The sequence below is a fragment of the Kribbella sp. NPDC056861 genome (assembly GCF_040687575.1).
Lineage (GTDB): Bacteria > Actinomycetota > Actinomycetes > Propionibacteriales > Kribbellaceae > Kribbella.
Genome location: NZ_JBFBNQ010000006.1, coordinates 26143 through 40121 on the forward strand (window position 1 = coordinate 26143; position 13979 = coordinate 40121).

A 13979-nucleotide genomic window follows, 5' to 3' on the forward strand; every position below is an offset into this window, starting at 1 on the left:
TAGAGCCGGGCATTCGATGTACTGGTGGGCGGGGGTTACCCGAAGGCTTGGCGGTCGGGGGTGTGGCCGTTGGGGGTGGTGTGGTCGGCGGGGTAGCCGTTGGTGGCGTACTCGTGGTCTCGGGCGGGGTGGGTGATTGCGGCGGGTGGGGTGGGGGTGTTGGAGAGGCCGTCCTGGATGGCGCCCAGGAGGCGGTGTTCGACGGCTTCCAGCTCGGCGATGCGTTGGCGGACTGCATCCTCTTCCGTGCGGGCCTGGGCGAGGAGTTCTTCGGCTTCTGCTTTGGCGGTTTCGCGGAGGTGGTTGGCGGTGCGTTGGCTGGCGCTCAAAACGCTCAGCTCGTAGCGGCGGAGTTCGTCGACCAGTTCGCCGTCGGGGCGTTGGGCGTCCAGCAACGCGGCGGCGGGGCTATTGGGGTCGGCTGCCACCGGGAGCGTCGACTCCAGGTTGGCTATTTGCTGGTCCACCCGGGTGAAGAGGTCGGCGACGTCGGTGCGCATCTGGCGGATGACGGTGGCGGCTGCCTGGACTCGCTCGGTGGCTTCGCGTTCGCGTTCGCGGGCGGTGCGTTCGGCAGAGGTGATCACGTCGAGGGCGACCACGGCGGCTCGCTCTGCGGGGTCATCGACGGCGGTAGGAACGACGCCGGGGCTTCCGGCGCCGGGAGCAGTTGCCGCAGCAAGATCAGCCGGTACTACGTCCTCTGTCATCGCGACAGTCGTCCGCAGCGGCACCTCGCGGATGAACAGCACGGCGAGCAGGCTCAGCAGTCCCGCGCCGGCGGCGATCAGGAAGATCCGGCCGGTCGCGTCGCCGTACGCGTGCCGGACGATCTCGGCCAGTTGCGGCGGGAGCGATCCGACGTCGAGCACACTCGCGCCCGACCCATCCTGCAAAGCCCGCGCCGCTGCCGCGCCATCAGGTCCGAGCGCGCGCACGTTGTCGGTGATCAGGTCCTTGACCCGGGTCGCCAGCACCGCGCCGAGCACCGAGACGCCGACCGCGCCGCCGAGGCTGCGGAAGAACGTCACCGACGCACTGGCCGCGCCGACCTCGCTCACGTCCACGGTGTTCTGCACGGCCAGCACCAGGTTCTGCATCATCATGCCCATACCGATGCCCATGGCAAGCATTCCGAGGCCGATGTACCAGTACGGGCTGAGGTGGTCGATGGTGCCGAGCAACCCGAGCCCGGCGGTCAGGAACAGGCCACCCAGTACGAGGTACAGCTTCCACTTGCCGAACCGGGTGATCAGCTGGCCGGCCCCGACCGAGCCGAGGAACGACCCGAACATCATCGGGATCGTCAGCAGCCCGGCCTCGGTGGCGCTGTAGCCGCGCGCGACCTGGAAGTACTGCCCGAGGAACACCGCGCTGCCGAACATCGCGATCCCGACCGCCAGACTGGCCAGGATCGCCAGCGCGGTGGTCCGTTCGCGCACGACCTTCATCGGGACCAGCGGCTCGCTCGCCTTCGTCTCGACGATGACCGCGAGCAGCGCCAGCAGCGCGGCGCCGCCGAGGTAGGCGCCGGTCTGCCACGACCACCAGGCGAAGTGCTCACCGGCGAACGACACCCAGATCAACGGCAGGCTGGCCGCGCCGCTGATCAGGATCGCGCCCAGGTAGTCGATCTTGACCTTGCGCCTGACCACCGGCAGATGCAGGTAGCGCTGCAGCACCAGCAGGCTGATCACCGCGAGCGGCACGCAGACGTAGAAGCACCAGCGCCAGCCGAGCCACGAGGTGTCGACGATGATCCCGCCGATCAGCGGCCCGCTGACGGTCGCCAGCGCCATCACCGCACCCATGTAGCCGGAGTACCGGCCGCGGTCGCGGGGCGGGATCGCCGCCCCGATGATCGCCTGCGCGAGCGCCATCAGCCCGCCCATCGCGAGCCCCTGCAGCACCCGGGCGCCGATCAGGAACGGCACGTTGTGCGCCATCCCGGCCAGCACCGAGCCGATCACGAACAGCACGATCGCGACCTGGACGAGCAGCTTCTTGCTCATCAGGTCGGACAACTTGCCCCAGACCGGCGTCGAGACGGTCATCGCGAGCAGGCTGGAGGTGATCACCCAGGTGTACTGCGTCTGCGACCCCTCGAGGTCGGCGATGATCGTCGGCAGCGCGTTGCTGACGATGGTCGAGCTGAGCACCGCGGTGAAGAGCGCGGCCAGCAGCCCGGCGAGGATCTCCAGAATCTCCCGATGCGTCAGCGCGGGATCACCGGCCGACGGTGGCCCGCCGGCCGGCGCAGCAGCTGCTGATGGTGCCTTTGTCTCGGTGACAGACATCGGGGTCCGTTCTCCTGCGCGCTGGGGTCGTTCGGGGTCGGCGCAGCTGATCGCGCTGCGCCGAGGCGGAGGAGAGCGGCCGGCACCTCACCGTACGTACACGGCGAAGCCTCACCCGGACCAGGTTTAGTTGCAGTACCCAACGATAAGCCCGGCCGCTCACCCCGCCCCCGCGGGGGGCTCAGCTCAGCGAGGAGTACAGCGGGTACGCCGCCGCCAGCGTGGCGACCGCTTGCCGCAGTACGGCGGAGCGGTGGTCGTCGAAGTCGGGAAGCAGCGCCCGGGCGATGATCTCCGCGACTTCCTCGAAGGCGGGTTCGGTGAAGCCGCGGCTGGCCAGCGCCGGGGTGCCGATCCGTAGTCCCGAGGTGACCATCGGCGGCCGCGGGTCGAACGGCACCGCGTTGCGGTTCACCGTGATGCCGATCTGGTGCAACCGGTCCTCGGCCTGCTGACCGTCCAACTCGGAATCACGCAGATCAGCCAGCACCAGGTGTACATCGGTCCCGCCCGAAACCACCGTGACTCCGGCCTCCCGCAGATCATCGGCCAGCAGCCGATCAGCGAGGATTCGAGCCCCCGCGAGCGTGCGCTTCTGCCGTTCCTGGAACTCCGCGCTCGCCGCGAGCTTGAAGCCGACCGCCTTCGCCGCGATCACGTGCTCCAGCGGACCGCCCTGCTGACCGGGGAAGACCGCACTGTTGATCTTCTTGGACAGGTCGGCGTCGTTGGTGAGGATCACACCGCCCCGCGGACCGCCGAGCGTCTTGTGCGTAGTGGTCGTCGTGGCGTGCGCGAACGGCACCGGATTCGGATGTACTCCGGCCGCGACCAGGCCAGCGAAGTGCGCCATGTCGACCATCAGGTACGCCGAGACCGAGTCCGCGATCCGGCGGAACTCCGCGAAGTCCAGCACTCTCGGGTACGCCGACCAGCCGGCCACGATCAGGGCCGGCCGGTGCTCCTTCGCCAGCCGCTCGACCTCGGCCATGTCGACCCGGTGATCGTCGGCGCTCACGTGGTACGGCACCACGTCGTACAGGCGGCCGGAGAAGTTGAGGCGCATCCCGTGGGTGAGGTGACCACCGTGGGCGAGGTCGAGGCCCATGATCGTCTGCCCGGGCTGGATCAAGGCGCTCATCGCCGCGGCGTTGGCGGACGCGCCGGAGTGCGGCTGGACGTTGGCGAAGCCGGCGCCGAAGAGTTCCTTGACCCGGCTCTGGGCGAGGCGTTCGATCACGTCGATGTGCTCACAGCCGCCGTAGTACCGGCGGCCAGGGTAGCCCTCGGCGTACTTGTTGGTGGCGACCGAGCCCTGCGCCTGCATCACGGCCAGCGGGGCGAAGTTCTCCGAGGCGATCATCTCCAGGGTGCTCTGCTGGCGGACCAGCTCGGCCTCCAGCGCGGCGGCGATCTCGGGGTCGAACTCGGTGAGTGAGGTCTCCAGCACGGTCATTCCCCCCGCTCGATCAGTTCGGCGTACGCGGTGGCGTCGAGCAGGTCGCCGAGCTCCTCGGTCAGCCGCAGCTTGACCAGCCAGCCGGCGCCGAACGGGTCGGCGTTCAGCAGCCCCGGCTCGTCGACCGCGGCCTCGTTGACCTCGGCAACCTCTCCGCAGGCGGGGGTGTGCAGGTCGCCGACCGACTTGGTCGACTCGATCTCGCCGAAGACGGCGCCGGCGGTGAGCACCGTGCCGACCGGCGGCAGATCGAGGAAGATGATGTCGCCGAGCGCCTCGGCGGCGAACGCGGTCACCCCGATCACGACCAGGCCGTCGGCTTCGAGGCGTAACCACTCGTGGGCAGGGGTGTAGCGGAACCGGTCGTCGTCGGGCAGCGAACCGGCAGGACTCTGGGGCATGAGGAGGCTCTTTTCCCCCGGCCACGGCCGGGATGGTGGGCCTCCCCGCTCTGTCATCGATACCTGAGAGCTTCACCGCCGATCAGGCGATTTGCACCGTGGGTGCGGGATCGAAACCTCGGTCCCGGCTTTCCAGAGTCGCCTCTTCCGAGCGGTATCGGGGCCTGAGAGATTCTGGGGAGAGTTGCTCCTCCGGCGTCCCCTCACCTCGTGCGGCGGGGACTCTCCCGCCCGGTGTCGACGGCGCGGTCTTGAGTTGTCGAGCCCGAGAGTAGGCGATGCCCGACGGCTTGTCGAGGTGCTCGATTTCACTTGCGAGCCGGCCGAACCGCGCCGCGCTTAGCCGTCGGCCCGCTGGGTACCGGGCACCCACTGACCTACAAACGAGCAGTTGTTCGATGAGCGGGAGTGACCTGATGAGCACCCACGACGAAGTACAGCCGATTGCCGACAAGGACCCGGAGGACTGGACCACGGGCGACGAGCCGATGACCGGCCCGCAGGCGTCGTACCTGAGCACCCTCGCGCAGGAAGCCGGCGAGGAAGCACCGAGCGGCGAGCTGACGAAGGCAGAGGCGTCCAAGCTGATCGACGAACTGCAGGCCCGCACCGGCCGCGGCCAGAGCTGAGCTCAGCTGAAGGCCTGGACCAATACGTCCAGGCACGGCGGCGCCGGAGCATCCCGTACGACGAGTTGCCCGGTCACCGTCATCGGCGGCGCGAACGGCCCCATCCACAAGGCGCCGTCGGCCGTGTCGCAAGCGTTGCCATAGACAACCATCCAGGCCGGTGACCCGTTGGTCATCTCGACGACGGCATCCTCGAAGGTGTCCACCGGGCGCCCGGCCACTGGTTCGAAACCGGCTTCGCGGCAGGCCAGCAGGAGGCGGTCGGTCAGCGCCGGATCCTCCGGTCTGGGCGGCAGCCGCAACGGCAATTCGGCGAGGTCGGCAAGCTTCACCCCACCGTCATCACGGAAGGCAGCGGGCAGCAGCACCGACAGCGGCTCCTCCCACAGCGGAACAGCCCGTACGCCGCCCGCCGCCACCGGCCCGCGCACGAAGGCAACATCCAGCTCGCCCGTCCGCACCGCCTCGATCTGCTCGGCCGGTGGTCGCGAGCTGACCTTGATCTCGATCCCCGGCGCGGCTGCCCGCAATGCCGACAGACCGCGATCCAACCGCTCGCGTAGCCCCGCGCTCGACCCGATCCGGAACACACCAGCCTGTCCCGCAGCCAACTCGGCCGCCACCTCGGTCGCGCGATCCGCTGCGGCCAGCACCGCTCTGGCTTCGCGCAGCATCCGCTCGCCGTCGCCGGTCAGCGTGACCCGTCGCGAGGTCCGGTCGAGCAGCCGCAGACCGAGTTCGCGTTCGAGCCGGGCAACCTGCTGACTCACGGCCGGCTGGACGATGGCGAGCCGCTCGGCAGCCTTGCCGAAGTGCAGTTCCTCGGCCACGGTGACGAAGTACCGGAGTTGCCGCAGCTCCATCGCAGGCCTCCATCAATCACGGATCCTTATCACTGAACAGCGTAATCGGGGCTTGGTCGCACCGTCCCGCCCTCGTTGACTGGTGGACATGAGAATCGGACTCTGGATCGAGGACGCCGCCCGTCGGCTCAACGAGATCGCCGTGGACGCCAAGGCCGCGCAGGAGCACGGCATCAGCCGGCTCTGGTTCAGCCAGCGCGACGGCTGGGACTCGCTCTCCCTGATCACCGCCCTGGCCCCACAGACACCCCAGATCCGGTACGGCGTAGGCGTGGTCCCCATCTACCCACGCCACCCACTCGCCCTCGCCGCGCAGGCGCTCAGTGTGCAAGCCGCGACGGACAACCGCCTGACGCTCGGCATCGGGTCGAGCCATCCGGTGATCATCGAAGGCCAGTACGGACTCTCGATGGAGCAGCCTGCGAAGTACATGCGCGAGTACGTCGAAGCCCTCGCGCCGCTACTGGCCGGACAACCTGTCGACCGCGCAGGCGACAGGCTGACCGCGCGAGGCCAGTTGGCGATCGACGGCGCCCTGGCCCCCGAGTTGCTCATCGCGGCGCTCGGTCCGCGGATGCTGCAGATCGCGGGCGAGCTGACCGACGGCACGATCACCAGCTGGGCCGGGCCCGAGGTGATCGCCGACTACATCCGGCCGACTCTCGACAAAGCCTCGGCAGGCAAGGAGATCGTGGCCTGCGTGTGCGTTGCGGTCACCAACCAGCCGGAGGCCGCGCACCAGTGGATCCAGGATCACTACGGGATGGCCGGGACCTTGCCGGCGTACCGCGCGATCCTGGATCGGGGTGCCGCCGCCGGGCCGGCGGACACCGCAGTACTGGGTGACGAGGCCGAGGTCGAGCGGCAGCTTCAGCGCTTCGCCGACGCCGGGGCGACCGAGTTCATGTTCGCCCCCGTCGGTACTGCGGAGGAGATCGCCCGGACGGTCGAGTTCGCGTACTCGCTCGGCTCCACCGTCACGCAGTCGGATGCAGCAGGTCGCTGAGGTCTACTCGGCGCAGGAACTCGCTGCGGACCCGGTCGGCCACCGCGTTGACCACGGCGGCTCCGTCGTCGGACGGGTCGATGTGCACGCGGAACGGACGGCGGCCCTTCTCGGTGTCGACCACGGTCACGATCGCCCGGGCGACCTCGGCCACGTCGGCCCACTCCGGCTCCAGCTCGCGCAGCTTCTGCGCGACCTGGTCCATCAGTCCGGCGTACTTCGTCTCGTACGCCGCCACGATGCCGTCGTCGGCCGGCTTGCCGCTGTGCGCGAAGTGGTTGGTGCCGTGCGTGAAGGAGCCGGGCACCACGATGGTGCTCTCGATGCCGAACCGGGCGACCTCCAGCGCATAGCTGACGGCCATCGCGTCCATGGCGGCCTTCGCCGCGAAGTACGGGGCGAGGTACGGCGGGGTGCCGCCGCGGGTGCTGGAGCTGCCCACCCAGAGGAGCAGTCCGTCGCCCTGCTCACGAAGGTGCGGGAGGGTTGCCCGGTTGAGTCGCTGCGTGCCCAGCACGTTGGTGTCGAAGAGTTGGGCCATCTGCTCAGGGGTGAATGCCTCGGCAGGGCCGGTGACCATGTGGCCGGCGTTGTGGATGAGTACGTCGAGCTTGCTCTGCTCGGCGAGCACAGTCTGCACGGCCTGTTGAGCTGACTCGTCGGTGCTGACGTCGAGCTCGACCGGCCGCAGTTCGACGCGATGCTCCTCGGAGTACTGCTTGGCCGCGGCGGCGGCTTCGGTGTTGCGGCCGGCGAGGTCGCGCATTCCGGCGTACACGGTGTGGCCGGCGTCGGCCAGCGCCCGGGCGGTGAGGGCGCCGAAGCCGCTGGAGGCGCCACTGATCAGGACAGTCTTGTCGCTCATGCCGCGGAGCCGCCGTTCGCGTAGATGACCTGTCCGTTGATCCAGCGCGCCGGGCCGGCCAGGAAGTGGATGATCTCGGCGATGTCCTCGGGCTGCCCGAGCCGCTCGAGCGGCGGCTCGGCGGCGATCCGGTCGATCAGTTCCTGCGACTTGCCCTCGAAGAACAGCGCGGTCGCGGTCGGGCCGGGGGCCACCGCGTTGACGGTGATGTCGCGGCCGCGCAACTCGCGGGCCAGGATCAGGGTGATCGCCTCGACGCCACCCTTGGAGGCGGCGTACGCCGAGTAGCCGGGGCGGGCGAGCAGGGTGAGCGAGCTGGAGACGTTGATGATCGCGCCGCCGTTGCGGACCCGGCGGGCGGCCTGCTGGTCGACCACGAAGGTGCCGCGCAGGTTGGTCCGGATCACCTGGTCGAAGACCGCCAGGTCGAGGTCGGCCAGCGGTGCGAGCGGCATGATGCCGGCCGCGTGGACGACCACATCGACGCCGCCGAAGGCTTCCTCGGTCCGGTCGAACAGGGTGGCCACGGCGGTCTCGTCGGCGACGTCGGCCTTGACCGCGATCGCCCGGCCACCGGCCTGCTCGACCTCCTTGACCGCCGCGTCGGCGTCCGCGGTGTTCCCGCTGTAGGTCACCACCACCGCGTAGCCCTCACGCCCGAGCCGGACCGCGGTCTCGCGGCCGATCCCCCTGGAGCCGCCGGTCACGATCGCGACCCGCTCGGTGGTGGATGCGTTCTCTGTCATTGCTCTCACTCCAGATCCTCGGTGTCCGTTTCTTGCTGACACCTAGATCCTGCGACGGCCGACGGATCAAGTCCAACGACTCAAGTCGATGGGTGAATCAGTTCTGTTGATCCATCAAAGCCAGGCCGAGCTCGGTTCCGTCAGGATGCTGGAGATGAGTGGTCACCAGGCCGAGCAGCGCCCGCAGCGCGGCCGACGGCTTCCGCTTGCGCAGGGTCGCCAGGTAGAGCGACCACTGGAACGCCTCGCCGGTCACCGGAACCGCGCGGATCTTCTCCTCGCCGGCGACCGCGTACCCGGGCAGGATCCCGAGCCCGACGCCGTGCCGGACGAACTGGACACCGTTGTCGATCCCGAGCGCCTCCACCACCACGCGCCGCCCGATCCCGGCCGCCTCGAACCTCTGGTCGATCAGCGTCCGGCTGCCGAAGCCCGGCGGGAAGTCCACGAAGGCCTCGTCCGCGAGCTCAGCCAGTACTACGGACCGCCGGCGAGCCAGCCGATGCCCGGTCGGCACCGCCAGCACCTGCGGCACCTTCAGCAGTTCCCACGCGGTCAGCTCCCGCGGCACACTGCCTGCGCGGACCCCGAGGAAACCGACATCGATGTCGCCGTTGCGCAGTCCCACGATCACTCCGGCCGACCCCTCCGGCTCCACCCGCAACTGCAGCTCGACGTTCTGGTAGCGCCGCCGGAACTCCCCGGCGGCAGCAGGCAGATCGATCAGCCCGAGCCCCGGCAGCAACCCGACCCGAACCGTCCCCCGCATCCCCGAGCCCAGCTCGTCGACCACATCCCGGGCGCCTTGGACCGCGTCCATCACGGCCAGCGCCTCGGGCAACAGCGCAGTACCGGCCTCAGTCAGTACTACGCGCTGCGCGCTCCGCTCGAACAGCGTGACCTTCAGATCCCGCTCCAGCGAAGCGATCGCAGCGCTCACCGCACTCTGCACCACATGCAGCCGCCGCGCCGCGAGCGTGAAACTCCGCTCGTGCGCCACCGCCACGAAGTACTCCAGCTGCCGCAACTCCACCCCCAGAGTCTGACAGCACCTCAGCCGACGAGAGCCCTGATGGTCTTGGTGATCTCCGCCGGCGCTTCCTCGGCCATGAAGTGCCCAGCCGTGGTGGTCGAATGCTGCAGGTCAGGCGCCCAGGCCGACCAGAGCGCGGCGGCGTCGAAGCCCAGGGCGCTGCCCCAGTCCTGCTGGACCACCGCGACCGGCATCCGCAGTTTGTTGCCAGCAGCAAGATCTTCGCGATCGTGCTCGATGTCGATGCCCGCACTGGCGCGGTAGTCGGCGACGATCGACGGGACCGCCTCGCGGGACGCCTGCAGGTAGGTGGCGCGGACCTCGGCGGGGATGGCGGCCGGGTTCTTCACCCAGAGGTCGAGGAAGTAACCGAAGAAAGCGTCCGGCGCGGCCGCGATCAGCTCCTCGGGCATCCCGGGCGGCTGCGCCATCAGGTACAGGTGGAAGGCGACGGCCGCGTTGACGCCGTGCATCGCGTCCCACATGTCCAAGGTCGGCAGGACGTCCAGGCAGAGCAGCTGGGTGATCTTGTCCGGATGATCGAGGCCCGCCCGGAACGCGACCAGAGCACCGCGATCGTGCCCCACCAGGGCAAACTTCGGGTGACCGAGCGCCGCGGCCAGCGCCACGATGTCGGCCGCCATCGTGCGCTTCGAGTACGCCGTACCGTCGGTCTCGGCCGGCTTGTCGCTGGCGCCGTAGCCGCGCAGGTCGGGGCAGATCACCGTGTGGTCGGCGGCCAGCTCGGCCGCGACGTGGCGCCAGATCAGATGGGTCTGCGGGAAGCCGTGCAGGAGCACGATCGGGGTGCCGGTGCCGCCCACCGCGACGTTGAGGGAGACACCGTCTGCGACCTGTACACGTTGATAGTCAAAACCAGGAATCGTCATGGCTCGAGCCTGCCGCGCGGCGATGAGCATCCGATGAGCAGCGCTATACGGTGAGCGGGTGCAGGTGGCTTTCGGAGTGCTCGGACCGGTGACGGCCTGGCGTGACGGCACGGAGCTCGCGCTGAAAGGGCCTCGGCATCGCGCCGTGCTGGCTCGGCTGATCATCGCTCGCGGCCGCGTCGTACCGGTCGACTCGCTTGTCGCCGACCTCTGGCTGGTCCCGCCCGACGGCGCCACCAGCGCGGTTCGCACATTCGTCGCAGCGCTGAGACGCGCTTTGGAGCCCGACCGGCCGCCTCGTACTCCGCCCGAGCTGCTGATCACCGAAGGCCCGGGCTACGCGTTGAAGGCCACCGATGTCGATGCCTGGCGCTTCGAGCAGGCCCTGGAGGAGAGCGCCCGGCGGCCGCCGCAGGAAGCACTGGTGATGCTCGACGCAGCAGTGGGGCAGTGGAGAGGGCCGGCGTACGCCGAGTTCGCCGACGCGGCTTGGGCTCATGGCGAACGCTCCCGACTGGCCGAGCTGCGGCTGAGCACCATCGAGCGTCAGGCCGAGGCGAGACTCGCGCTGGGGCTCGCGGCGGACGCAGTACCGGCTTTGGATGCGCATGTGACCGAGCACCCGTGGCGCGAGGACGCCTGGCGGCTGCTGGCACTCGCCCTGTATCGCTCCGGCCGCCAAGGCGACGCTCTCTCCGTACTACGCAACGCCCGCACCCTGCTGGTCGAGCAACTCGGTCTCGACCCCGGCCCCGCGCTGCAGCGCCTGGAGACGGACATCCTCAACCAGGCCGACCACCTGGACCCGCAAGCGGCCAGTCAGGTGTGGGCACAGGCCACTGCCGCCTATGACCGCGTAGTGGGCTCCACTGCTCGCGCTCGGCTGGAGTCGACCGTCGGACTGCTCCGCAACCTCGCAGTGACGGGCGGCAGCGGCTTGGAGGCTGCGCGCGAACACCGGCTGGCCACGATCACCGCTGCCGAGGAGTTGGGCGATCCGAACCTGACTGCCCGCGTGATCGGCCTGTACGACGTACCGGCGATCTGGACGCGGTCGGATGATCAGCAGCAAGCCGACGAGATCGTGGCCGCCGCGGAGCGCACGTTGCCGGCGATCACCCAGGAGACAGCCCGGGCTCGGCTGCTGACCACCGTGGCTATTGAGTCCCGCGGTCAGAACAACGTCAGGGGTCTGGCGGCTGCACAAGAGGCAGTGGAGATCGCCAGACGGCTGGAAGACCCCGCCCTGCTGGCGTTCGCGCTGAACGGCCTCTTCATGCAGACCTTCTACCGCGCAGGTCTGGCGCCCGAGCGCGACGCGATCGGCAGCGAACTCCTCGACTTGTCCCAACGCCACGACCTGGCCGGCTACGAGGTCCTGGGCCACCTGATCCGGCTGCAAGCTCGCAGCGCGCTCGGTGACTTCGCCGAGGCCGACCAACACGCTGTGGCCGTCGACGAGCTGGCGCAACGCCTTGAGCTGCCGCTGGTCGCTGTGTTCACCACCTGGTACCGCGCGATGCGCGCCGCCGACGAGACGTCGTACCGGGAGGCGGCCCTGCTGTTGGAGGGCGCCGGCATGCCTGGCCTGGTGGAGGACGACCTGCTGACTCTTGCGCTGCAATCCCTCAAAGCCGAGGGGTCCGAGGGCTCACCGGCGGAACCGCGCCCGGACCTGCTGCAGGAAGCGCGCTGGTGCCTGATCGCCCGCTCCGCCATCGAGCAGAACGATCTGCCGTTGATGCGGCGCGCGCTGGCAACGTTGTCTCCCGCCGCGGGCGAGCTGGCCGCCGGCAGCGGACTGATCAACCTCGGGCCGGTCGCCGAGTACCTGGAAGAGCTCGGCCGGCGCTGCTAGCGGGTCGCGGTCAGGGGTTGCGGACGGACCGCTGGTCCACCCAGACCAGGTGGCCGTGGTGGCTGACCAGCACCTCGCCGCTGCGCCGGGCCAGCGCCTGGCCGGCGATCCAGCGACCGCCGAGTTGGACCTGGACGGCTTCTGGCCGGGCGTTCGAGGGACGCACCGGGGTGGCAACAGACATGGCACCAGACTTCTGAACAGGGGCGGTCACGGATTTGCGGCGTCGTGCAGCTGGAACTGGGTGGTGATGCAGATCGGTCATAGTCGTCCTCGGCAGGGACCGCAGTCGTCGACGCATCCAACGCCGGCTGGCTGCTCAACCAAAGGCCACCTTACAACCAGTGACCAGCGAGAACCCAGCAGTATCTCCAACTGTCCGATGGTCGGAAACCATCGGTTCATCTCCAACCAGGTAAGGACTTTTTCGAACTGTCCGTCCCTAATCCGTGACCGCCCGTCGGTCACCGCCAGTCAGGCAGCTGCTGCAGGGCCCAGCCGTTGCCGTCCGGATCAGCGAAGAAGACGAAGGTCCCCCACGGGAACTCCTGCACCTCGCTGACCTCGACGCCACGGCCGGCCAGTTCCTCCCGGGCGGCGGCGACGTCCGCGACCACGATCTGCAGACCGCGGACCGAACCGGGCTCCGCCTGCGGCATCCCGGAGCCGATCGCGATCGAGCAGGCCGAGCCCGGCGGGGTCAGCTGGACGAACCGGAGTTCGTCGGTGACCTGGTGGTCGTGATCGGCGTTGAAGCCGATTTTCTCGGTGTAGAACTGCTTCGCCCGGTCCACGTCCGACACCGGTACCGAGACCAGTTCGAGCTTCCAGTTCATCGTGCCTACCTCCCCAATCGTTGCTTGGCGTCATCATCGATGGGTACCGGGTCACCATGACCATGCAGCGGGAGAACACCGAAACCGACCGTCAGGAGCAGCCTGTCGGCGCCCTGGTGGCCCAGCTCAGCGACGACGTGAGCCGGCTGGTTCGCGACGAGCTGCAGCTGGCCAAGGCCGAGCTCAAGGACAAGGGCAAGGAAGCCGGGATCGGCATCGGACTGTTCGGCGGTGCGGGCACGGTCGCCGTGTACGGCGTGGGCGCGCTGGTGGCGGCGGCCATCCTCGGCCTGGCGACCGCAGTACCGGCTTGGCTGTCGGCGCTGATCATCGCGCTGGTGTTGTTCGCCGTGGCCGGGATCGCCGCGCTGCTCGGCAAGAAGCATGTCGCGCACGCCACTCCGCCGCTGCCGGAGCATCTGTCCGAAGGCGTGCACGAGGACCTCGAGGCTCTGAAGGGCCACCAGCCGGAAGGGAAGGTCAGCGCATGACCACCACTGCCAAGAACACCAAGATGACAGAGACCGAAGCCCTCCGAGCCGATCTGGCGCTGACTCGCCAGCACCTCGCCGACACGGTGCAGGAGCTGAGCCGCCAGCTGAACGTCCCCCGCCGGTTGAAGGAATCTGCTCTGCAGGTGCCGGCGAAGGCCCGTCAGAACCCGAAGGCCACTGCGGCAGTGGGTGGCGCACTGGCTCTCGGCGTCGGCGCGGCTGCCTGGATCGTCGGGCGTGGCAAGTGACCGACAACAAAGCCGTCAAGCTCGCCTACCGGCCGTTCGGACTGTTCGGCGGCATCGCGGGTGGTCTGATCGCCGGCGCCGTCTTCAAGCAGGTCTGGCGCCGGATCAGCAACGAGGACGACGCTCCGGACGCACTTCAGTCCGAGTACCCGTGGCGTGAGGTCCTGCTCGCCGCCGCACTTCAAGGCGCCGTTTACGCCGTGGTGAAGGCCGCTGTCGACCGCGGCGGCGCCAAGGCGTTCGAGCGCTGGACCGGAGAATGGCCCGGAAACTGATGCATCAAATCAGAGTTGAAGGGCACTAGAGGAACAGCAAGTACTGGTTGCCATTGGCCCCGGCGTTTAGCAGCAAGCG

Annotated in this window: 16 protein-coding genes and 1 riboswitch; of the genes, 6 read left to right on the forward strand and 10 right to left on the reverse strand. The window is 69.0% G+C overall.

The features are described 5' to 3' along the window. Positions 1–35 precede the first annotated feature (35 nt). The 3 genes from AB0P21_RS28265 to gcvH all read right to left on the reverse strand — a co-directional run bounded on the left by AB0P21_RS28265 (position 36) and on the right by gcvH (position 4157). Positions 36–2297 (reverse strand): MFS transporter, encoded by a 2262-nt coding sequence (locus tag AB0P21_RS28265; protein ID WP_363700258.1) that lies wholly within the window; start codon positions 2295–2297, stop codon positions 36–38. A gap of 181 nt (positions 2298–2478) precedes the next feature. After that, positions 2479–3753, reverse strand: a complete 1275-nt coding sequence (gene glyA / locus AB0P21_RS28270) for a serine hydroxymethyltransferase (RefSeq protein ID WP_363700259.1) — start codon at positions 3751–3753, stop codon at positions 2479–2481. Further along, a complete protein-coding gene (gcvH, locus tag AB0P21_RS28275; protein WP_363700260.1) occupies positions 3750–4157 on the reverse strand; it encodes a glycine cleavage system protein GcvH in 408 nt (135 codons plus the stop codon). Before gcvH ends, glyA begins: the two co-directional genes overlap by 4 nt. 142 nt (positions 4158–4299) lie before the next feature. Then, positions 4300–4397: riboswitch (glycine riboswitch) on the reverse strand. A gap of 158 nt (positions 4398–4555) precedes the next feature. Between gcvH and AB0P21_RS28280 the strand changes: the two genes are divergently transcribed. Further along, positions 4556–4786 (forward strand): DUF3072 domain-containing protein, encoded by a 231-nt coding sequence (locus AB0P21_RS28280; protein WP_363700261.1) that lies wholly within the window; start codon positions 4556–4558, stop codon positions 4784–4786. 2 nt (positions 4787–4788) lie between these two features. Here the strand turns inward: AB0P21_RS28280 and AB0P21_RS28285 are convergent, their stop codons facing one another. Then, entirely contained in the window at positions 4789–5649 is an 861-nt protein-coding gene (locus AB0P21_RS28285; RefSeq protein WP_363700262.1) for a LysR family transcriptional regulator, read from the reverse strand. 88 nt (positions 5650–5737) lie between these two features. On the opposite strand from AB0P21_RS28285, the gene AB0P21_RS28290 reads away from it, so the two are divergent. Then, on the forward strand, positions 5738–6655 hold the full coding sequence (locus tag AB0P21_RS28290) for a TIGR03564 family F420-dependent LLM class oxidoreductase (protein WP_363700263.1): 918 nt from the start codon (positions 5738–5740) through the stop codon (positions 6653–6655). Here the strand turns inward: AB0P21_RS28290 and AB0P21_RS28295 are convergent. The 4 genes from AB0P21_RS28295 to AB0P21_RS28310 form a co-directional block, all read right to left on the reverse strand. Beyond that, positions 6627–7520, reverse strand: a complete 894-nt coding sequence (locus AB0P21_RS28295) for an SDR family oxidoreductase (RefSeq protein ID WP_363700264.1) — start codon at positions 7518–7520, stop codon at positions 6627–6629. The genes AB0P21_RS28290 and AB0P21_RS28295 overlap by 29 nt on opposite strands. Then, positions 7517–8266, reverse strand: coding sequence for an SDR family oxidoreductase (locus AB0P21_RS28300; RefSeq protein WP_363700265.1), 750 nt, complete (start codon positions 8264–8266; stop codon positions 7517–7519). The genes AB0P21_RS28295 and AB0P21_RS28300 overlap by 4 nt, the downstream gene beginning before the upstream one ends. A 97-nt stretch (positions 8267–8363) precedes the next feature. Further along, on the reverse strand, positions 8364–9299 hold the full coding sequence (locus tag AB0P21_RS28305) for a LysR family transcriptional regulator (RefSeq protein WP_363700266.1): 936 nt from the start codon (positions 9297–9299) through the stop codon (positions 8364–8366). Between the two features lie 20 nt (positions 9300–9319). After that, the gene (locus tag AB0P21_RS28310) at positions 9320–10189 is read right to left on the reverse strand and encodes an alpha/beta hydrolase (protein WP_363700267.1); all 870 of its coding nucleotides are present in this window, start codon (positions 10187–10189) and stop codon (positions 9320–9322) included. Positions 10190–10247: 58 nt separating this feature from the next. Here AB0P21_RS28310 and AB0P21_RS28315 point away from each other — a divergent pair, with 58 nt between their 5' ends. Next, on the forward strand, positions 10248–12047 hold the full coding sequence (locus tag AB0P21_RS28315) for an AfsR/SARP family transcriptional regulator (protein ID WP_363700268.1): 1800 nt from the start codon (positions 10248–10250) through the stop codon (positions 12045–12047). A 10-nt stretch (positions 12048–12057) separates the two neighbouring features. Here AB0P21_RS28315 and AB0P21_RS28320 read toward each other — a convergent pair whose 3' ends face one another. Further along, on the reverse strand, positions 12058–12231 hold the full coding sequence (locus tag AB0P21_RS28320) for a hypothetical protein (RefSeq protein ID WP_363700269.1): 174 nt from the start codon (positions 12229–12231) through the stop codon (positions 12058–12060). Positions 12232–12511: 280 nt separating this feature from the next. Next, on the reverse strand, positions 12512–12883 hold the full coding sequence (locus AB0P21_RS28325) for a glyoxalase superfamily protein (protein WP_363700270.1): 372 nt from the start codon (positions 12881–12883) through the stop codon (positions 12512–12514). Positions 12884–12939: 56 nt separating this feature from the next. On the opposite strand from AB0P21_RS28325, the gene AB0P21_RS28330 reads away from it, so the two are divergent. From AB0P21_RS28330 to AB0P21_RS28340, 3 genes are read left to right on the forward strand one after another with little or no spacing between them, the layout of a single operon-like run. Beyond that, positions 12940–13374, forward strand: coding sequence for a phage holin family protein (locus AB0P21_RS28330; RefSeq protein ID WP_363700271.1), 435 nt, complete (start codon positions 12940–12942; stop codon positions 13372–13374). Further along, complete coding sequence (locus tag AB0P21_RS28335) at positions 13371–13625, forward strand: DUF3618 domain-containing protein (protein WP_363700272.1); 255 nt, start codon at positions 13371–13373, stop codon at positions 13623–13625. The genes AB0P21_RS28330 and AB0P21_RS28335 overlap by 4 nt, the downstream gene beginning before the upstream one ends. Then, positions 13622–13900 carry a DUF4235 domain-containing protein gene (locus AB0P21_RS28340; RefSeq protein WP_363700273.1) on the forward strand — a complete coding sequence of 93 codons (279 nt, stop codon included), beginning with the start codon at positions 13622–13624 and terminating at the stop codon, positions 13898–13900. Before AB0P21_RS28335 ends, AB0P21_RS28340 begins: the two co-directional genes overlap by 4 nt. Positions 13901–13979 lie beyond the last annotated feature (79 nt).